The organism is Pseudomonas jinjuensis, from assembly GCF_900103845.1.
Taxonomy (GTDB): Bacteria; Pseudomonadota; Gammaproteobacteria; order Pseudomonadales; family Pseudomonadaceae; genus Pseudomonas; species Pseudomonas jinjuensis.
The window spans coordinates 53,977-74,145 of record NZ_FNIJ01000017.1; the positions used below are offsets into that span (position 1 = coordinate 53,977).

General features: G+C 68.1%; 16 protein-coding genes. 11 read left to right on the forward strand and 5 right to left on the reverse strand.

The genetic code is table 11. The annotated features are described in order from the left end of the window. Positions 1–88 precede the first annotated feature (88 nt). Positions 89–1,387 (forward strand): putative hydroxymethylpyrimidine transporter CytX, encoded by a 1,299-nt coding sequence (gene cytX, locus BLR75_RS21370; RefSeq protein WP_084313975.1) that lies wholly within the window; start codon positions 89–91, stop codon positions 1,385–1,387. 169 nt (positions 1,388–1,556) lie between these two features. Here the strand turns inward: cytX and BLR75_RS21375 are convergent, their stop codons facing one another. Further along, complete coding sequence (locus BLR75_RS21375; protein WP_084313976.1) at positions 1,557–2,309, reverse strand: RsiV family protein; 753 nt, start codon at positions 2,307–2,309, stop codon at positions 1,557–1,559. A gap of 213 nt (positions 2,310–2,522) precedes the next feature. Here BLR75_RS21375 and BLR75_RS21380 point away from each other — a divergent pair, with 213 nt between their 5' ends. The 9 genes from BLR75_RS21380 to BLR75_RS21420 all read left to right on the forward strand — a co-directional run bounded on the left by BLR75_RS21380 (position 2,523) and on the right by BLR75_RS21420 (position 11,853). Continuing rightward, positions 2,523–3,140, forward strand: coding sequence for an NUDIX domain-containing protein (locus BLR75_RS21380; protein ID WP_084313977.1), 618 nt, complete (start codon positions 2,523–2,525; stop codon positions 3,138–3,140). After that, positions 3,131–3,589, forward strand: coding sequence for a DUF1249 domain-containing protein (locus BLR75_RS21385; RefSeq protein WP_084313978.1), 459 nt, complete (start codon positions 3,131–3,133; stop codon positions 3,587–3,589). The genes BLR75_RS21380 and BLR75_RS21385 overlap by 10 nt, the downstream gene beginning before the upstream one ends. 160 nt (positions 3,590–3,749) lie before the next feature. Then, positions 3,750–4,565 (forward strand): 3',5'-cyclic-AMP phosphodiesterase, encoded by an 816-nt coding sequence (cpdA, locus tag BLR75_RS21390; RefSeq protein ID WP_084313979.1) that lies wholly within the window; start codon positions 3,750–3,752, stop codon positions 4,563–4,565. 83 nt (positions 4,566–4,648) lie between these two features. Next, positions 4,649–5,257, forward strand: a complete 609-nt coding sequence (locus BLR75_RS21395) for a YqiA/YcfP family alpha/beta fold hydrolase (protein WP_084313980.1) — start codon at positions 4,649–4,651, stop codon at positions 5,255–5,257. A 13-nt stretch (positions 5,258–5,270) separates the two neighbouring features. Then, a complete protein-coding gene (parE, locus tag BLR75_RS21400) occupies positions 5,271–7,169 on the forward strand; it encodes a DNA topoisomerase IV subunit B (protein ID WP_084313981.1) in 1,899 nt (632 codons plus the stop codon). Further along, complete coding sequence (locus BLR75_RS21405; protein ID WP_084313982.1) at positions 7,169–8,188, forward strand: esterase-like activity of phytase family protein; 1,020 nt, start codon at positions 7,169–7,171, stop codon at positions 8,186–8,188. The genes parE and BLR75_RS21405 overlap by 1 nt, the downstream gene beginning before the upstream one ends. After that, positions 8,185–8,709, forward strand: coding sequence for a retropepsin-like aspartic protease family protein (locus BLR75_RS21410; protein WP_084313983.1), 525 nt, complete (start codon positions 8,185–8,187; stop codon positions 8,707–8,709). Before BLR75_RS21405 ends, BLR75_RS21410 begins: the two co-directional genes overlap by 4 nt. A gap of 7 nt (positions 8,710–8,716) precedes the next feature. Next, complete coding sequence (parC, locus tag BLR75_RS21415; protein WP_084313984.1) at positions 8,717–10,963, forward strand: DNA topoisomerase IV subunit A; 2,247 nt, start codon at positions 8,717–8,719, stop codon at positions 10,961–10,963. 164 nt (positions 10,964–11,127) lie between these two features. Next, entirely contained in the window at positions 11,128–11,853 is a 726-nt protein-coding gene (locus BLR75_RS21420; RefSeq protein ID WP_084313985.1) for a PqiC family protein, read from the forward strand. A 321-nt stretch (positions 11,854–12,174) separates the two neighbouring features. Here BLR75_RS21420 and BLR75_RS21425 read toward each other — a convergent pair whose 3' ends face one another. Next, positions 12,175–13,680, reverse strand: a complete 1,506-nt coding sequence (locus BLR75_RS21425; RefSeq protein WP_084313986.1) for an AhpA/YtjB family protein — start codon at positions 13,678–13,680, stop codon at positions 12,175–12,177. 208 nt (positions 13,681–13,888) lie between these two features. Here BLR75_RS21425 and serB point away from each other — a divergent pair, with 208 nt between their 5' ends. Beyond that, on the forward strand, positions 13,889–15,112 hold the full coding sequence (gene serB, locus BLR75_RS21430) for a phosphoserine phosphatase SerB (RefSeq protein WP_084313987.1): 1,224 nt from the start codon (positions 13,889–13,891) through the stop codon (positions 15,110–15,112). Positions 15,113–15,164: 52 nt separating this feature from the next. Here serB and BLR75_RS21435 read toward each other — a convergent pair whose 3' ends face one another. The 3 genes from BLR75_RS21435 to asd form a co-directional block, all read right to left on the reverse strand. Continuing rightward, positions 15,165–17,234: an EAL domain-containing response regulator gene (locus BLR75_RS21435; RefSeq protein ID WP_084313988.1), complete on the reverse strand. Its 2,070-nt coding sequence runs from the start codon at positions 17,232–17,234 to the stop codon at positions 15,165–15,167. Between the two features lie 63 nt (positions 17,235–17,297). After that, complete coding sequence (locus BLR75_RS21440) at positions 17,298–19,094, reverse strand: molecular chaperone (RefSeq protein WP_084313989.1); 1,797 nt, start codon at positions 19,092–19,094, stop codon at positions 17,298–17,300. A 203-nt stretch (positions 19,095–19,297) separates the two neighbouring features. Further along, positions 19,298–20,167, reverse strand: a complete 870-nt coding sequence (asd, locus tag BLR75_RS21445; protein WP_084313990.1) for an archaetidylserine decarboxylase — start codon at positions 20,165–20,167, stop codon at positions 19,298–19,300. Positions 20,168–20,169: the final 2 nt, after the last annotated feature.

Below are 20,169 nucleotides of genomic sequence, written 5' to 3' on the forward strand. Positions count from 1 at the left end.
GCGACTTCGCTGCTGGGCTGTTCGCGAGCAAGCTCGCTCCTACGAAAAACAACAAAACCTAATCCGACATTCGAGCCCTGCACGCATCGTGACCACCACCGCCACCAACTATTCCCCCACCGTCGCCGTGGGCGCCGCACAGCGCGTGCTCGGCCTGCGCGACCTGTTTTCCCTGTGGTTCTCCCTAGGTCTCGGCCTGATGGTGCTGCAGACCGGCGCGCTGCTGGCGCCCGGCCTCGGCCTGGCCGGCGCGCTGGGCGCGATCCTGCTCGGCACGCTGGTCGGCGTGCTGCTGCTGGCCTCCGCCGGGGTGATCGGCAGCGACACCGGGCTGGCCGCCATGGCTTCGCTCAAGCTCAGCCTGGGCAACCACGGCGCGGCATTGCCGGCGATCCTCAACCTGCTGCAGCTGGTCGGCTGGGGCGCCTTCGAGATCATCGTCATGCGCGACGCCGCCAGCCTGCTGGCCGGCCGCGCCTTCGGCGAGGGCAGCCCGTGGACCAGCCCGGCCATGTGGACCCTGGTGTTCGGCGCGCTGGCGACCCTGCTGGCGGTGGCCGGCCCGCTGGCGTTCGTGCGCCGCATCTTGCGCAAGTGGGGCATCTGGCTGCTGATCGCCGCGTGCGTCTGGCTGACCGCCGACTTCATCGCCCGCGCGGATTTCGTCGCGCTGTGGCAGAAGGCCGGCGACGGCTCCATGCCCTTCGCCGTGGGCTTCGACATCGCCATCGCCATGCCGCTGTCCTGGCTGCCGCTGATCGCTGACTACTCGCGCTTCGGCAAGCGCGGCCGGCAGGTGTTCGCCGGTTCGGCGCTGGGCTTCTTCATCGGCTGCCTGTGGCTGATGGGCCTGGGCGTGGCCTACACCCTGGCGTTCGCCGAGGGCAGCGACGCCAATGCGCTGCTGCTGGCGCTGGCCGGCGCGGGCATGGGCATCCCGCTGCTGCTGATCCTGCTCGACGAGTCGGAGAAGGCCTTCGCCGACATCCACTCGGCGGCGGTTTCCAGCGGCATCCTGCTGCCGCTGAAGGTCGAGCAGCTGGCGCTGGCCATCGGCGCGCTGTGCACCCTGATCGCCTGGTTCGCGCCGCTGGCCGAATACCAGAACTTCCTGCTGCTGATCGGCTCGGTGTTCGCCCCGCTGTTCGGCGTGGTGCTGGTGGATCACTTCCTCATCCGCCGGCGCATGACCGTCGCGAACATTCCGGCGCTGCGCTGGGGCTCGCTGCTGGCCTGGGCCGGCGGCGTGGCGACCTACCATGCGCTGGCGAACTACCTGCCGGATGTCGGCGCGACCCTGCCGGCGCTGCTGGTGGCCGGCGTGCTGCAGGCGCTGCTGGGACGCGGCGAGGCGCTGGCGCTGGATGCGGGCAAGACCGGCGCCTGACCCGGGGGTGGACGCCCTGTGCCAGCGTTCCCACGCTCCCGCGTCCCCAGGGGCTGGCGGATAACGCTGGCGCGTTATGCGCCCTACCCGAACGCTGCCGCCGACCCTGTAGGAACGGGCCATGCCCGCGACCTGGCTGGCGCCGGTGTGTCGCACGCATGGCGTGCTCCTACGTTCCCCGCCCCGGGAAATAATTCGGCTTGAGAATCCCGTTCAGCCGCGGATAGGGAATCTTCACTTCCGGATGCCCCACCGAGTGCGGCGCGATGCTGTCGATGTCGTATTTCAGCACCAGCGAGCCGAAGGTCAGGGCGAAGTGCGGGGTGCGCTGGAACGGCCAGTCCCTGAGGAAGTCCGGGTCCTGTTCCTCCAGCCTGTTCTGCGCCACCCAGGCGCGGTGCGCCATGCGCGCGACCTGCCAGAAGGCTTCCTCCTGGCCGGGCAGCAGCACGTCCTGCAGGCTCAGTTCCTTGTGCAGGCGGCGGTCGTAGTTGATGAAGGCGCGCCCCGGCTGGCCGTACTCGCCGCCGGTGAAGCGGTAGCTGGACAGCTCGACGATCACCAGGCCGTCATGCTGCTCGCGTACCTTCGCCTGCAGGTAGCTGCTCCAGCCGGGCTCGGCCGTATTGAGGAAATTCTTCTCGTAGCTGTCCAGCGCCGGCGGCGGCGAGGCGTTCGGGCCATTGCGGGCGAGGTCGCGCAGGTGCGCGTCGATGGCCGTGTTCAGCGCCGGCTCGTCGGCGAAGCTCAGGGTGTCGATGTTCACCAGCGGACACTGTTCCCCCTGGCAGCCGGGCTGCAGGTGTTCCCAGGCGTCGCGGCGGGGTTCCAGCGGGTCGTTCATGCCCGGTCCGAACAGGCTCTGGCAGCCGCCCAGGACGAGGCAGAGGCCGCCGGCGGCGGCGATTTTCGGAAGACGCATGCGATTCCTTGTGACGGAAACGGAGTGACTGAGACCATCCGGGCGCCGCTCGGTTCGGCGCGCAAACTGCGCAGTATGGACCATCAGCCCCGCTCGCGTCGGCCTGGATGACGGGCTGCGGACTGCCCGCCGGGCGGTTTCCGAAAGAGGCTGCACGGGGCGTGGTGGCGCGCTAGGATGACCCGAAGTTCACTGATCAGCGAGTTGCGCGGGATGTCGGAAATCTTCAAGCCAGGTCCGGACGACGTCGAAATCACCCAGCGGGAACATTGTTTCCGTGGCTTCTACCGGGTCGATCGGTTGCATCTGCGGCATCGCCAGTTCGCCGGCGGCATGGGCCCGGTGATCAGCCGCGAGCTGTTCGTGCGCCACGACGCCGTCTGCGTCCTGCCCTACGACCCGCAGCACGACACGGTGGTGCTGATCGAGCAGTTCCGCGTCGGCGCGCTGGAAGCCGGGGTGAGCCCCTGGCTGCTGGAACTGGTCGCCGGCCTGATCGACAAGGACGAGGAACCGGAAGAGGTCGCCCGCCGCGAGGCGATCGAGGAAGCCGGCCTGACCCTCGGCGCGCTGTGGCCGATCAGCGACTACCTGCCGTCCCCGGGCGGCAGCAACGAGCGCGTGCATCTCTACGTCGGCCGCTGCGACAGCAGCAACGCCGGCGGCATCCACGGGCTGGAGGAGGAGGGCGAGGACATCCGCGTCCACGTGGTGCCGTTCGAAGACGCCCTGGCGGCGGTGCGCGACGGACGGATCAACAATGCGGCGAGCATCATCGCCCTGCAGTGGCTGGCGCTGAACCGCGCCGAGGTCCGGGGGTTATGGGTGTGAACCTGCTGCGCGAGCGCTACCGCGTCGACCTGGCGGGCATGCAGAGCACCTGCGAGGCCAACTACCTGCGCCTGATGCGCCTGCTGCCGGACATGCGCGTGGCGCAGTCGTCGCGGCGCGTGGCGATGAGCCAGGGCGAGCGCCTGCTCGGCGTGTTGGCGCTGGAAGTGATCGAATCCTGCCCCTACACCACCACCCTGCAGGTGCGCCAGGAGCTCGGCCTGCCATGGTTGCCGGCACCTCGGCTGGAAGTGCGTGTCTACCATGATGCACGCATGGCCGAGGTGATAGGCGCCGAACAGGCGAGGCGGCTGCTGGCGATCTATCCCTATCCGAACCAGGCGATGCACCAGCCGGACGAGAAGAGCCAGCTCAATCTTTTCCTCGGCGAATGGCTCAGTCACTGCCTGGCCTGCGGTCATGAACTGGAGCCGGTCCTGCAGCGCTGAAGATGGGTGACGCGAATAATGGCTGTGTGCCATTATTCGACCGGCGGTGTGCGCCATTCCGCGATCTGTGATGCTTTCCCGGTTTGCGCTGTGTCCGGACTGCCACCATACATTCCCAACAATGTGCTGTGGACGCCTCGCCTCAAAGGAGTAAGGCGCCTTGTCTCCGAAACCGACCCCTACCGCTGATTCATCCGTACTGCTGGTGCAGATCACCGACAGTCACCTGTTCGCCCAGGCTGACGGCCGGCTGCTGGGAATGGACACCGCCGACAGCCTGCGGCAGGTGGTGCGGCTGGTGCTCGAGGAGCAGCCGGCCATCGACCTGATGCTGGCCACCGGCGACCTGTCGCAGGACGGTTCGGTGGAATCCTATCGCCGCTTCCGCGAGATCACCTCGGCGATCGCCGCCCCGGCGCGCTGGTTCCCCGGCAACCACGACGAACTGCCGGCGATGCGCGAGGCCACCGCGGGCAGCGAGCTGCTGCAGCCGGTGCTGGATATCGGCGCCTGGCGGGTGATCCTGCTCGATTCGAGCATCCCCGGCGCGGTGCCCGGGCATGTCGCCAGCGCGCAGCTGGATCTGTTGGAACAGGCGATCCAGGCCGCGCCGGACCGGCACCTGCTGATCAGCCTGCACCACCATCCGGTATCCATCGGCAGCGACTGGATGGACCGCATCGGCGTACGCAATGCCGACTCCCTGTTCGCCGTGCTGGATCGTTATCCCCAGGTCCGTTGCGTGCTCTGGGGGCATGTCCACCAGGAAATCGACCGCCTGCGCGGCAATGTCCGCCTGCTGGCCTCGCCCTCCACCTGCGTGCAGTTCACCCCCGGCAGCGAGGATTTCGCCGTCGATACCCGCTCGCCCGGCTATCGCTGGCTGCGCCTGCTGGCAGACGGCCGGGTGGAGACCGGCGTGTCGCGGGTCACCGGCATCGATTTCGAAGTGGACTACAGCGTCAAGGGGTACTGAGGCGCGCGGCAGGCGCTGTCCGGCCGCCCCTCGGGATATCCCGGCTTGCAGCTTGCCGCTTCGTCCTAGTAGCCTCCCGCCCCATGACCGCACTTCTCTATATCCACGGCTTCAACAGCTCCCCCGCCTCGCACAAGGCCCGCCAACTGGTCGCGGTCATGGAGCGGCTCGGGTTGGGCGCGCAATTGCGCGTGCCGGCGCTGGACAACCACCCGGCGCGCGCCATCGCGCAGCTGGAGGAGGCCATCGCCGAACTGGGCCGGCCGCTGCTGATCGGCAGTTCCCTCGGCGGCTACTATGCGACCTGGCTCGCCGAGCGCCACGGCCTGAAGGCGGTGCTGATCAATCCGGCGGTACTGCCGGCGCTGCCGTTCGAGGCCTACCTCGGCCCGCAGCGGAACCATTACAGCGGCGAGGCCTGGGAGCTGACCCGCGAACACATCGCCGCCCTGGCCGCGCTGGAAGTGCCGGCACCATGCGACCCCGGGCGCTACCAGGTATGGCTGCAGACCGGCGACGAAACCCTCGACTACCGCGTCGCCGAACGCTTCTACCGCGCCTGCGCGCTGCGCATCGAGGCCGGCGGCGACCACTCGTTCCAGCGCTTCGCCCGGCACATCCCGGCGCTGCTGGCCTTCGCCGGCGTGCCCGCCGAACTGTGGCGCGACATCGATTTCTCGACCTTTGACTGAATCCAGAGACCCCATGGCCCAGCAGAACGCCTATACCGCAGAAGCCATCGAAGTCCTTTCCGGCCTCGATCCGGTGCGCCGCCGCCCCGGCATGTACACCGACACCACGCGGCCGAACCACCTGGCCCAGGAAGTCATCGACAACAGCGTCGACGAAGCCCTGGCCGGCCACGCGAAGAGCATCCAGGTCATCCTCCACGCGGACAACTCGCTGGAAGTGATCGACGACGGCCGCGGCATGCCGGTGGACATCCACCCGGAAGAGGGCGTGCCGGGGGTCGAGCTGATCCTCACCAAGCTGCACGCCGGCGGCAAGTTCTCCAACAAGAACTACGAGTTCTCCGGCGGCCTGCACGGCGTCGGCATCTCGGTGGTCAACGCCCTGTCGACCCGCGTCGAAGTGCGCGTCAAGCGCGACGGCAACGAATACAGCATGGCCTTCGCCGACGGCTTCAAGGCCAGCGACCTGGAAATCATCGGCACCGTGGGCAAGCGCAACACCGGCACCACCGTGCAGTTCTGGCCGGACGCCAAGTACTTCGACTCGGCGAAATTCTCGGTGACCCGCCTCAAGCACGTGCTCAAGGCCAAGGCCGTGCTCTGCCCGGGGCTGGAAGTCAGCTTCGAGGACAAGAACACCGGCGAGCGTGTCGAGTGGCACTACGAGGACGGCCTGCGTTCCTACCTGACCGATGCCGTTTCCGAGTGGCCGCGCCTGCCGGATGAACCCTTCTGCGGCAGCTTCGCCGGCAGCAGGGAAGCGGTGGACTGGGCGCTGCTGTGGCTGCCGGAAGGCGGCGAGGCGCTGCAGGAAAGCTACGTCAACCTGATCCCCACCGCCCAGGGCGGCACCCACGTCAACGGCCTGCGCCAGGGCCTGCTGGACGCCATGCGCGAGTTCTGCGAATTCCGCAACCTGCTGCCGCGCGGCGTGAAGCTGGCGCCGGAAGACGTCTGGGAGCGCATCTCCTTCGTCCTCTCGATGAAGATGCAGGAGGCGCAGTTCTCCGGACAGACCAAGGAACGCCTGTCCTCCCGCGAGGCGGCGGCGTTCGTCTCCGGGGTGGTCAAGGACGCCTTCAGCCTGTGGCTCAACGCCCATCCCGAACTCGGCATGCAGCTCGCCGAGCTGGCGATCAGCAACGCCGGGCGCCGGCTCAAGGCGGGCAAGAAGGTCGAGCGCAAGAAGATCACCCAGGGCCCGGCGCTGCCCGGCAAGCTGGCCGACTGCGCCGGCCAGGACCCGATGCGCGCCGAACTGTTCCTGGTCGAGGGCGACTCCGCCGGCGGCTCGGCCAAGCAGGCGCGGGACAAGGAATTCCAGGCGATCATGCCGCTGCGCGGGAAGATCCTGAACACCTGGGAAGTGGACGGCGGCGAAGTGCTGGCCTCCCAGGAAGTGCATGACATCGCCGTGGCCATCGGCGTCGATCCGGGCGCGGCGGACCTTTCCCAACTGCGCTACGGCAAGATCTGCATCCTCGCCGACGCCGACTCCGACGGCCTGCACATCGCCACGCTGCTCTGCGCGCTGTTCGTCCGCCACTTCCGCCCGCTGGTGGAAGCCGGCCACGTCTACGTGGCGATGCCGCCGCTGTACCGCGTGGACCTCGGCAAGGAGGTCTACTACGCCCTCGACGAGGCCGAGCGCGACGGCATCCTCGAACGCCTGGCCGCCGAGAAGAAGCGCGGCAAGCCGCAGGTCACCCGCTTCAAGGGTCTCGGCGAGATGAACCCGCTGCAGCTGCGCGAGACCACCATGGACCCGAACACCCGCCGGCTGGTCCAGCTGACCCTGGAAGACGCCGAGGGCACGGTGGAAATCATGGACATGCTGCTGGCGAAGAAGCGCGCCGGCGACCGCAAGTCCTGGCTGGAAACCAAGGGCAACCTGGCCGAGGTACTGGCCTGATGCGCCGGCTGCTGGCTGCCGCTGCGCTGCTCGCCGGTGCGGCCATGGCCGACACCACCGCCGTGCCGGCGCCGTCCGTCCCGGCTCCGGCGCTGCAGCTGCTTTCCGAGCACGCGGTGGAGAACATGGACGAGGGCAACCTCTCCGGCCTCGCCTGGTGCGGCGATGCGCTGTGGGCGGTGTCCGACCGCGTCGACGACCGCATCTTCCGGCTGAATCCGGACGAAACCCCGGGCAGCGTCTGGCAGGCGGAAACCGACGTCTTCGTCATCCCGCCGGTGCCGGACACCGGGCTGTCCTGGGGCAGCAAGGCGCGCGTGCGGGTCAGCGGCCTGCTGCGTGGCGGCGACATGGATTTCGAAGGCGTCAGCTGCGACAAGGCCGGCAACCGTTACCTGGTCAGCGAGGCCTATGCCGGCGTGCTCAAGCTGCCGGTGGCCGGCGATCCGGTCTGGCTGGCGCTGCCCTCGGCGCTGCTGCGCCAGGCGCGCGCCAGCGGCGTGCTGATGAACATGAACGCGCTCTACGAGGGCATCGCCGTGGATGCCGACGGCAAGCGCCTGTGGCTGGCCGCCGAGCGCCAGCGCCGCGGCCTGCTCGCCGTGCACCAGGATGGCGGCAGCTGGAAGTGTGCCGACAACTGCGTGCTGCTCAGCGAAGGCGGCAGCATCGAGCCGCCGGCCGAGCTGGGCGAAGACCAGCCGCGCACCCCGGATTTCTCCGACCTCGCCTGGTACCGCGACAAGCTGTTCACCCTGGAGCGCCTGGCGCACCAGATCTGTCGCCGCGATGCGGCCAGCGGTACCGTGGAGCGCTGCTGGTCGTTCGCCGCTGTGCTGCTGGCGCCGGAACGGCGCTACGAGGGGCAGTACGGCGGGCTCGCCGAGGGCCTGGTGATCGACGAGAAGGGTGCCTGGATCGGCCTCGACAACGGCGACCACCCCCGTGCCGATGGCGACAAGCGGCCCTACGTGATGCGCTTCGCCGCGCCGGCGGGCGGCTGGCTGGGCGGCAAATGAGCACGCAACCACCGGGCAAGCGCCTCGGCCGGATCATGCTGATCCTCGCCTGGGGCGCCGGCATCGTCCTGGCGACGCGCTACTTCGGCCAGTGGGAGGCGCGCCAGCAGAATCCCAACATGCAGCCGCAATCCGTGCACGGCGAGGGCTACGTGGAGGTGCGCCTGCTCGGCAACCGCCAGGGCCACTACGTGCTCGCCGGGCAAATCGACGGCCAGCCGGTGACCTTCCTGCTGGATACCGGCGCCACCCAGGTGGCGGTGCCGGAAGACCTCGCCGCGCGCCTCGACCTGCCGAAGGGCGCGCCGGTCACCCTGAACACCGCCAACGGCCGCGCGCAGGGCTGGCGAACCCGCCTGCAGCGCCTAGACCTCGGCGACATCCGCCTGAACGACGTGCCCGCCCTGGTGGCGCCAGGCATGGAAGGCGACGAGGTGCTGCTCGGCATGAGCGCCCTCAAGCAACTCGAATTCTCCCAGCGCGACGGCACCCTGGTGCTGCGCCAGAACACTTCCCCGTGAGGCACGCATGAGCACCCTCGATCTCAGCCTGGAAGGCGTGGAGCGCCGCTCCCTGGCCGACTTCACCGAACAGGCCTACCTCAACTACTCCATGTACGTGATCATGGACCGCGCCCTGCCGCATATCGGCGACGGCCTGAAGCCGGTGCAGCGGCGCATCGTCTATGCCATGAGCGAACTCGGCCTGGACGCCGATTCCAAGCACAAGAAGTCGGCGCGCACCGTCGGCGACGTGCTCGGCAAGTACCACCCGCACGGCGACTCGGCCTGCTACGAGGCCATGGTGCTGATGGCCCAGCCGTTCTCCTACCGCTACCCGCTGGTGGACGGCCAGGGCAACTGGGGCGCGCCGGACGATCCGAAGTCCTTCGCCGCCATGCGCTACACCGAGGCGCGCCTGTCGCGCTATGCGGAAACCCTGCTCTCCGAACTGGGCCAGGGCACCGCCGACTGGGTGCCGAACTTCGACGGCACCCTGGAAGAGCCGGCCGTGCTGCCGGCGCGGCTGCCCAACCTGCTGCTCAACGGCACCACCGGCATCGCCGTGGGCATGGCCACCGACATTCCACCGCACAACCTGCGCGAAGTGGCCGCCGCCTGCGTGCGCCTGCTGGACCAGCCCGACGCCACGGTCGGCGACCTGATCGAGCACGTGCCGGGCCCGGATTTCCCCACCGAGGCGGAAATCATCACCCCGCGCGCCGACCTGCAGAAGATCTACGAGACCGGTCGCGGCTCGGTGCGCATGCGCGCCGTCTATCGCGTCGAGGACGGCGACATCGTGGTCACCGCGCTGCCGCACCAGGTTTCCGGGGCCAAGGTGCTGGAGCAGATCGCCGCGCAGATGCAGGCCAAGAAGCTGCCGATGGTGGCCGACCTGCGCGACGAGTCGGACCACGAGAACCCGACCCGCATCGTCATCATTCCGCGCTCCAACCGGGTCGACGTCGAAGAGCTGATGACCCACCTGTTCGCCACCACCGACCTGGAAAGCTCGTACCGGGTGAACATGAACGTCATCGGCCTGGACGGCAAACCCCAGGTCAAGGACCTGCGCCAGCTGCTCAGCGAGTGGCTGACCTACCGCACCGACACCGTTCGTCGCCGCCTGCAGTTCCGCCTGGACAAGGTGGAGAGGCGCCTGCACCTGTTGGAAGGCCTGTTGATCGCCTTCCTCAACCTCGACGAGGTGATCCACATCATCCGCACCGAGGACCAGCCCAGGCCGGTGCTGATGGAGCGCTTCGCCCTCACCGAGGTGCAGGCCGACTACATCCTCGACACCCGCCTGCGCCAACTGGCGCGGCTGGAAGAGATGAAGATCCGCGGCGAGCAGGACGAACTGGCCAAGGAACGCGCCAAGCTGCTGGCGATCCTCGGTTCCGCCGCCAAGCTGCGCAAGCTGGTGCGCGACGAACTGATCGCCGACGCGGAAACCTACGGCGACGCCCGCCGTTCGCCGATCGTCGCCCGCGCCGAAGCCCGCGCCCTGTCGGAAACCGAGCTGATGCCGACCGAACCGGTCACCGTGGTGCTCTCGGAGAAAGGCTGGGTGCGCTGCGCCAAGGGCCACGAGATCGATGCCGCCGGGCTCTCCTACAAGGCCGGCGACGCCTTCAAGGCCGCCGCGCCGGGGCGTTCCAACCAGTACGCGGTGTTCATCGACTCCACCGGGCGCAGCTATTCGCTGGCGGCGCACAGCCTGCCGTCGGCCCGCGGCCAGGGCGAGCCGCTGACCGGCCGTCTGACGCCGCCGCCGGGGGCCAGCTTCGAGCGGGTGCTGCTGCCGGAAGACAGCGCGCTCTACGTGCTGGCTTCGGATGCCGGCTACGGCTTCGTGGTCAAGGGCGAGGACATGCAGGCCAAGAACAAGGCCGGCAAGGCCCTGCTCAGCCTGCCGAACGGCGCCCAGGTGATGGCGCCGCGGTTGGTCAACGACGTCGAGCAGGACTGGCTGGCGGCGGTGACCACCGAGGGCCGCCTGCTGCTGTTCAAGGTTTCCGACCTGCCGCAGCTGGCCAAGGGCAAGGGCAACAAGATCATCGGCGTGCCCGGCGAGCGGGTTGCCAGCCGCGAGGAGTACCTCACCGACCTGGTGGTGCTGCCGGCCGGGGCCACCCTGGTGCTGCAGGCGGGCAAGCGCACCCTGTCGCTGAAGGGCGCCGACCTGGAGCACTACATGGGCGAGCGTGGCCGTCGTGGAAACAAATTGCCACGTGGATTCCAACGGGTCGACAGCTTGCTGGTAGACTGAGTGTCTCAACTCTGAAACGATTCAGGTCACACTTCCGCTGGAGCTATGGCGTCGGTTAAGGGATGATAGGTCCCTTTGCTGCCGGCGCCGTGGCGCGTTGCCAGCATTGTTCCGGAATTGATGTAGCTATTGCCGATTCCATCGGCGTATTACGGTGATGCACGATGAGCGCTTTGCGCGTCCTGGCATATCTCTCCCTCGCCAGCCTGCTCGGGCTGGCCGGTTGCACAGTGAATCGACCGACGCAGTTGTACCAGCTGGATGCCGGAGCCACTTCGGTCCCCAGCCGGGACAAGGGCGTCGCCGTGCTGCTCGGGCCGATCCAACTGGCCGATTACCTGCATCGCGAAGTCATGGTCCAGCGCCAGGCGGACGGTATCCTCAGCCTTGCCAGCGACGCACGCTGGGCCGGCAGCCTGGAGACCAACGTCAGCCAGCAGTTGCTGCGCCTGATGTCCAGCGAGCTGGACAGCTCGCGTCTGGCCCTGTACCCGGAAAAGCCGGGCTTCACTCCGCAGGTCCAGGTGATGCTGACCATCGGTCGCCTGGATTCGGGTCCGAAGGAGCCGGCGGTGCTGGAAGCGCGCTGGCGCCTGCTGGACCAGAAGGGCCAGCTGCGCGACAGCCGGGTCTTCCATGAGGAAGAACAGCACCAGGGCACTATCGAGGACCAGGTGCGGGCACAGGGCGACCTGCTGCGCAAACTGGCCCAGCAGCTGGCGCAGGATGTCCGCCCGGTGGTCGCGGCTCTCGAACAGCCGCCGGTCGCCGCACAGCCGCGCAAACCGGCGACGGCGAGCAACGACAAGGCAGCCAAGCCCAAGGAAGAAGGGCCGAAAATGCCGCTTGTGGTGCCGATCCGCACCGATGTCGAGGTGTTCCGCTTCTAAACAGCGACTATCGAAGATGAACGACGGGTGCCCTTGGGCGCCCGTTTTCGTTTGTGCTTGTCGCCACGCCCGCGTTCGGACGCGGGAGCGTCCATGGATGCATTCCCACGCGGGAGCGTGTTTCAGTTGTCCCGGATTCTCTGTAGGGCATAACGCGCCAGCGTTATCCACCGCTATGGGAGTCGCGGGCGTGGCCCGCTCCTACACCAGGTTCGCGGACAGTGCGGCCTCACCTTGCAGGAGCGAGCTTGCTCGCGAACAAGATGCGCGGAGATAGCAGGACAGTTGCTCCTGCGGAGGTCGCCAACGCCAGCCGCGGCCTCAGTGCGCGCGCAGCGCCCGCATGCGCGACAGCTGGCGTTCGAGCATGGCCGGGTAGGGCTCCTTCAGCCATTCGACGCAGGAGGCGTCAGCGGGCGAGGTGATGGCGCGGATGCGGGCGCGCTGGCGGACCAGTTCGTCGGCGGCGATGGCGCGCTCCACCAGCAGGAGGTTACGGCTGTGCTGGCTGAGGGCGAGGGCGCTCTGCACCACCGGGGCGAGCAGCAGTTCGGCCTGGCTGAGGCTGGCCAGGTCGTCGCCGCGGGTCAGGCCCAGCTGCAACTGCAGGGTGATGCCGCTGTCGGCGACCTCGATCTGCAGGGCATGGCCGAGGGCGCGCATCAGCTCGCCGCAGCAGAGGGCGTGGGTGAGGTAGTCCTCGCCGGCTTCCTGGTTGTGGAAGAGGATCAGGCTGCCGCCGTCCTTCAGCGTATGCAGGGTGCCCTTGTACAGGCGCGCGGCCTGCTCCAGGCAGTCGCGGTAGCGTTCCAGCAGGTCCACCAGGCGCGGGCGCGGCAGGCGGCGCAGCTGTTCCTGGTTGCCGAGCTGGATCGCCAGCACGGCGCTGGGGTTCGGTTCGGCCGGGGCCGGCGGCGCTTCGCTGTCGCTGTCCTCGACGGCATCGCTGCGGGGCGGCACGGGAGCCGGCGGCTCGGGCAGTTCGCCTTCGGAGAAGATGTTTTCGTCGAAGATCTCGTCCTGTTCGTCGATCGGCGCCAGCGGCGGCACCGCCGGGGTTTCCGCGGCGGCCGGCTGGGCGCTGGCCTCGACGGGCGCGGCGGTCGGTGCGGGGGCGGGCGGCGCCGGCGGCTTTTCCGGCACCAGGCGCAACTGCAGCTGGCGCGCCAGGTCGCCGATCTCGTTCTGCAGGGCGGCGCCCGGGGCGGGATCGTCCGGATCGCGCAGCCATACCCGCAGTTGCAGCAGCGGCGTGGAAATCTGCCGGCCGAGGCGCAGGCTGAGGGTCAGGGTGAGCAGCAGCAGGATCAGGCTCAGCAGCCCCATGCTCTGCAGGCTGATGGTCATCGGCTGCTCGAACTGGTGCATGTCTAGGCTGAGGCGCAGGTTGCCGGCGATGACTTCCTGGAAGGTGATCGGCGTCGAGTAGATGCCCTCGGTCTCGCCGATCAGGCTCTGCTTGGGCCGCGTGCCGGATTCGGCGAGCAGGCGGTTGTCCACGCTGTAGATGGCCGCGTGGGCCACCAGCGGGTTCTTCGTCAGGTTGTTGAGCAGCACGCTGAGGCTGAGGATGTCGTTGGACACCAGCAGTTCGGTGGCCGAGGACGCGGTCTGCGTCACCAGGCTCTGGCCGAGCGCGTCGGCCTGCTGCTGCATGGCCTGCTTGAACTGCATGCCCATGACCCAGGCGTAGATCACCAGCGCGGCAGCCACCAGCAGCAGGCTGTGGATGGCGATGCGCAGGGCGATCGGCACGCGGCGCTGACGCAGGGCGTGGAACAGCAGCAGGAAGAAATTATCGGGTTTGACGGAGGTGGGCCGGGTCACAGCGGGCTCGGTCTGCGCAGCAAGAGTTGGGGGGCAGTATAACGAGGCCCCCGGGAGGGGCAAAGCGCCGCGGGGCGTTGCGCATCGGCGGAGCCGTCCGGTCGTCGCCCTTCGCCCGCCGCTGGCGCCCTTCCGCGGGGCGGAGGATCAGCCGCGCGCCGCGAAAACGGGTAGAATGTGCGACTTTTTCCATGGCGGAGGCTGCGCCTTGCGTGAAATCGTCCTGATCAACATCACCGGGGAAGACCGCCCCGGTCTCACCGCGGCCATCACCGGCGTGCTGGCCCAGGGTGGCGTGAACATCCTCGACATCGGCCAGGCGGTGATCCACGACACCCTGTCGTTCGGCATCCTGATCGAAATCCCGGACACCGAGCTGGCGTCCTCGGTGCTCAAGGACGTGCTGTTCACGGGCTACAAGCTGGACCAGCAGGTGCGTTTCACCCCGGTTTCCGAGGACGATTACCAGCAGTGGGTCAACGGCCAGGGCAAGTCCCGGCACATCGTCACCCTGCTGACCCGGCGGGTGACCGCCGAGCAGTTGCAGCGGGTCAGCTCGATCACCGCCAAGTACGGCCTGAACATCGACCATATCGACCGCCTGTCCGGGCGCATGCCGCTGGACATGCCGGCCGACCGCGGCAAGGGCTGCATCGAGTTCTCCGTGCGCGGCGAACCGGCCGACCCCGCCGCGCTGCGGGCGGAATTCCTCAGCGTCGCCCAGGAGCTGAACGTCGACATCGCCTTCCAGCAGGACACCCTGTTCCGCCGCAACCGCCGGCTGGCGGTGTTCGACATGGATTCCACGCTGATCGAGGCGGAAGTCATCGACGAGCTGGCCAAGGCCGCCGGCGTCGGCGACCGGGTCAGCGAGATCACCGAGCGGGCGATGCGCGGCGAGCTGGATTTCCGCGCCAGCTTCAAGGAGCGCCTGGCGCTGCTCAAGGGCCTGTCGGAAGACGTGCTGGAGGAAATCGGCGCCTCGCTGCGCCTGACCGAGGGCGCCGAAACCCTGTTCGCCGAACTCAAACGCCTTGGCTACAAGACCGCGATCCTGTCCGGCGGCTTCACCTACTTCGCCCGCCAGCTGCAGGCGAAGCTGGGCATCGACTACGTGTTCGCCAACGAACTGGAGATCGTCGACGGCAAGGTGACCGGCGTCGCCATCGAGCCGATCGTCGACGCCCAGCGCAAGGCCGACCTGCTGCGCGAGCTGGCGGCGAAGGAAGGCCTGCAGCTGGAGCAGACCATCGCCGTCGGCGACGGCGCCAACGACCTGCCGATGCTCGGCCTGGCCGGGCTCGGCGTGGCCTTCCGCGCCAAGCCGCTGGTCAAGCAGTCGGCCAAGCAGGCGATTTCCACCCTCGGACTGGACGGCATCCTCTATCTGCTCGGCTTCCGCGAGCGCGACGGGGTCGACGGGTTGTCCTGATCGGCGCCGAAAGTCATGAAAAAACCCGCCAGTCCGGCGGGTTTTTCGTTTTTCACTCCTCGGACGAGAAGTCGTAGTCCATCGCCAGGCTCGGCCCCTGCAGGTACTGGCCCTGGATGTAGTTGGCGCCGGCCTGCCAGAGGGTCGCCAGGGCGCTGGCGCTTTCCACCATCGGCACTATGGTCAGCTTGGCCTGGGCGTGCAGGCTGGCCATCAGGGTCTTCAGGCTTTCCTGGTTTTCCGGGCGGCTGAGGTCGTGCACGTAGGAGCTGTCGACCTTCACGAAGTCGACCGTCATGTGCTTGAGCGTGTTGAACGGATTGAGCGCGCAGCCGAACTGGTTGAGGGCGACCTGGCAGTGCAGCTCGGCGAGACCCTGGCTGAGGGTCTTGGCCTGCTTGAGGTAGGTGACCGCGTCCGGTTCGCTGATCTGGATGATCAGCGAGTCGGCCGGCAGGCGTGCGGCCTTCAGCGCGGCGCTCAGCCAGGGCAGCAGGCCGGCGTCCTGCAGGCTGGCGCTGGAGACGTGGACGAACAGCTTGGTGTCGTGGCCCTTGGCGCGGTGCTCGGCGAGCAGGCGGATCGAGTTCAGCAGCACCCAGCGGTCGATCTTCTCGGCCAGTCCGGCGGCCTTGGCGGCGCTCAGCACCTCGTCGGTGGGCAGCTCCTGGCCCTGGGGGCTGAGCAGGCGCATCAGCACTTCGTAGTGCTCGTGGGTATCGCCGCGCAGGCTGATGATCGGCTGGAACAGCAGGCGGAAGCTGTTCTGCTCCAGCGCCTGCTGGATGATCGCGAGCATGTCGCCGCGGTTGGCCGCGGCGGCCAGTTCGTCGGCCGGGTCGTACAGCTTGACGTCGTTGCCGCCCTTCTGCACCACCGCGTCGGCGCAGCGGTGGGCGCGCTGGATCACCTGCTGGGCCTTGCTGGTCTTCTCGTCGAGACCGGCGGCGCCGATGGACAGGGTGACCTGCGCCGAACGGCCATTGATGTCGAACAGGTGGCTTTCCACCTTGCGCAGCAGGCTGGTGAGCAGGTTGCGCGCCTGTTCCGGGGTCTGGTCGCAGAGCAGCACGGCGAACACGTCGTCGCCGAAGCGGGCGAGTTGGGTGCCGCGCGGGAAGTGCGCGCGCAGCAGGCTGGCGAGGTCGGCGAGGAGCAGGTCGATGCTGGCGATGCCGAGGTTGAGCTGCAGGTTCTGCGCGCGGTCCAGCAGGATGTAGGCGAAGGTCGCCGGCTGGCTGGCGGTGATGGCGCGCTCGACGGCGATGTCCATCAGGTCGAGGAAATGCGTGCGGTTGAACAGGCCGGTGATCAGGTCCTGGCTGCTGACCTCGCGGAGCTTTTCCTCGAGCTGGCTGTTGTCGCTCTCGGAGCGGATCACCACCTGGATGCAGGGCTCGCCGTCATAGGTCGCCGGCGAGAAGCTCATGCGCGCGCTGAACGTCTGGCCGTCGCCCTTGATGCCGGTGCACAGCAGTTCCGCATCGCTCTCGCTGTTCTGGTAGCCGCGCAGGAAGTCCTTGAAGGTCGCCTGGTCGCCGGTGGCGATCAGGTCGATCATCGGCATGCCTTCCAGTTCCTCGGCGTCCTCGTAGCCGAACAGGCTGACGTAGGCGCGGTTGGCATAGATGTGCATGCCGTCGTGGACGTAGGTGATGGCGTCCACCGAGCTGTCGAGGAGCAGCTGGCAGCGCTTTTCCGCTTCGCGCAGGGCCACTTCGGCGGCGCGGCGGGCGCGGCGTTCCTCGAGGTTGTTCAGTTCGCGGTTGGCCACCAGCACCAGGCGCTCGTCCTCGCCTTGCGGCAGGGCGTCCTGGGCGCCGAGGGCGAGGGCGCCGGTGATGGCGTCCGGATCGTTGCCGTCGACCAGCTGGATGAAGGGGATGTCCCTGGACAGACGGCGGATGCAGTTGAGCGCATCGGTCGGCGCCATGGCGCGGCTGTCCGGCGCGGCGATCAGCAGGTCCCAGCCCTGCTGGATGATTTCGTCGAGATCCTCGCCGACGGTGATCCGGTGGACCCGGGTGGCGCGGCCGGCATTGCGGAACAGGCTGACCAGGCGCTCGGCTTCGTTCTGTGAGTCTTCCAGGATCAGCAGGCGGATGGTTTTCTTGATGGCCATGGGCAAGCTGCATGAGGCCTAGGGGAAGGCCGAGAAGTGGCAAGAACGGGGGATTGGCCGAATCTACAGCGACTTCCAGAGCGAGTCAAAATCTTCCTCCCCATGTCCGACCGCTTCTCCGGAAGCTGTGACCGGCTTGTCACCTGCCGTCCTGACTTCATGGGTGCGGTATTCGAACTGGCTGAAGCTGCCGGTGCTGGTCAGCTTGCGCAGCAGGGTGGCGCGGCGTTCGTCGCCGTGCAGGTTGATCTGCACCCTGTTGCCTTCCTGGAACGGCAGGCGCGGTGTGATCAGCGTAGCGGGGCGGGAGATCACGGCGATTTCCGGCAGCAGCAGGGCGCGCAGGTACTGGCTGCTCTGTTCCGCCTTGCGCAGCAGCTTGAGGCCGCACGGCTCGGCGATCGGCGCGATCAGTTCGATGCCGATCTGCGTGCCGCCGCTGCGGACCTGGCGGATCCAGCGCACTACCGCGATGCTCCAGCCCTGGTCGGGCGCATCCTGCACGCCGAGCAGCTCGCCGGCCTGCAGCTGGCTGGGAATCTCCTTCGCCCAGGTCAGGCAGTAGCCGCCCGGGCTGTGGTTGACGATCGGCAGGCTGAAGAGCGGGTAGTCCTCGCTGGAGCCTTCCGAGTGGGGCATTTTCCCCTCAGTCGGGGTAAGCGGGGTGTATTCGATCACTTCCATCGGCAGGCTGGAATTCCAGTCCTTGGTCTTTTCGCTGTCGAAGGCTTCGCCCCAGACGTCCTTGCTGCCGACTCTGAAGGTCGGGCCGTGGTCCTGCAGCTTGAGCAGGTCGGCGAACGACTGCCGGCCGGACAGGTAGTAGTGCAGGGCGCTCATGCCGATGCACAGGCTGAGCTGGCCGTGGCCCGGGATGCGCTGGAAGCTGCGTTCGGCGATGTCGCCCCAGGCGGCCGCCAGGTGCTGCAGGAGGTCCAGGGTCATGCCGCTGCCGACTTTCAGCGCGGTGCTGGCGCGCTGCTCCGGCGGCTGTTCGACATAGGTCTTGAGCGCGTCCACCAGTTGCTGCGGATTGATGCCGAGGCTGCTGCCCATCTGGCTGTCCTTGAGCAGGGTGCGGTAGCGCGGCGGGCCGTCCACCTGGGTGGCGACGACGAACAGCGAGGACGGCAGGTCGGCGCTCTGCAGGCGGGCCATCGGGCTCCAGGATTCGAGCGTCTCCGCCAGGTAGGCGATGCTGCTCTGGCGCATCTGGTTGCAGCGCGCGCTACCCAGCAGCAGGGCGATCAGGTAGGACTGCTCGACGCTCAGCTCGCGGACCTGGCGGGCCTGGGGGTCGCGTACCGGTGCATGCTGCAGGTCGTGTTCGCGGGCGATCAGGTAGAGCTGGTGCAGCTCCAGCCAGAGGCCTTCGGGCACCGGGCAGTACAGCTGGGCGGCACGCACCAGCGGCGCGGTGAGGCTGCGGATCGCCCGCTGCAGGGCCACCGCGAGGGTCTGCGCACGTTCGCGCTTGAAGCGCGAGGCGAGGCGCACGACGATCAGCTTGTAGCCGATCACCAGGTGGTTCTGCAGCGCCTGGCAGAGGCTGGCGACCTTGCGTGGGCGCTCGTCCAGGACGATGGACTGGTGCAGGAAATAGCGTTCCAGGTGATGGCAGACCGAGTCGACTTCCGGACGGAACAGCTCCAGCAGCTGCAGGCGCGTATCGGCCGGCAGCTTGATCCGGTTCAGCTCGATCAGCCCCTGGTAGAGCTGGCGCGCGGTTTCCCCGAGGTTCGCCTTCGGCAGGTGGTCCAGCCAGTACTTCAGCTCGCGCGGAGTGCCGTTGCAGAAGCTGAGGCTCTCGTGCGTGGGCGCGGGAACGCGCAGAAGTTGGTGGGGACTCGGGTTGTCCATGAATGCTCCACGATCTCGGTCGTCGGCCGGCGATTTTTGGGGGATTGCGCCCGGCTGGGGAAAACTCTAGCAAGAAGCGTGACAGGCCGCAGCTGCGATCCGGAACGGCGCTGACATGCCTCAAACCATCGGACTGCGCGGCTCCGGCAGGGATCGCGGCAGTCGATGGACGGTGGCGCCGGCCGGATGGCCGGCGCCGGTTTTCAGGCGTTGCGCGCGCTGGCCAGGCGTTCGCCCATGCGCACCGGGCTGGTCGCGCCGAGGTGATCCGCCCAGTCGACCTGGCCCGGCCCGAACAGCACGATCGCCGTGGAACCGAGCTTGAAGCGGCCGAGTTCCGCACCCTTCTTCAAGTGTACGCGGGCGCGGGCGGCCTCGTCGTAGCGGAAGGTCTTCAGCTCGCGCTTGGGCGGCGTGACCAGCCCGGCCCAGACCGTCTCGATGGAAGCGACGATCATCGCGCCGACCAGCACCACCGCCATCGGCCCGCGCTCGGTATCGAACAGGCAGACCACCCGCTCGTTGCGCGCGAACAGTTCCGGCACCTGCTCGGCGGTCAGCTGGTTCACCGAGAACAGCCGGCCCGGGACGTAGACCATCTCGCGCAGGGTGCCGGCCAGCGGCATGTGCACGCGGTGGTAGTCCTTCGGCGACAGGTAGACGGTGGCGAAGTCGCCGCCCATGAACGGCGCGGCGCGCTCGGCGTCGCCGCCCAGCAGTTCCATCAGGCTGTAGCTGTGGCCCTTGGCCTGGAAGATGCGGCCGTGCTCGATCGGGCCGAGCTGGCTGATTGCGCCGTCGGCCGGGCTGAGGATGCTGTCCGGGTCGCTGTCCAGCGGCCGCGCGCCGTCCTTCAGTTCGCGGGTGAAGAAGGCGTTGAAGTGCTCGTAGGCGCTCAGCTCCTCGACCCGGGCTTCGCTCATGTCGACCTGGTAGCGGCGGGCGAACCAGGGGATCAGGCGATCCTTGAACCAGGGCGCGCGGCATTCCGCGGCGCAGCCGATCAGGCGCGACAGCAGGTGATGCGGCAGCAGGTACTGGGAGAGGATGAACAGGCGGTCTTTGAACGGCATTC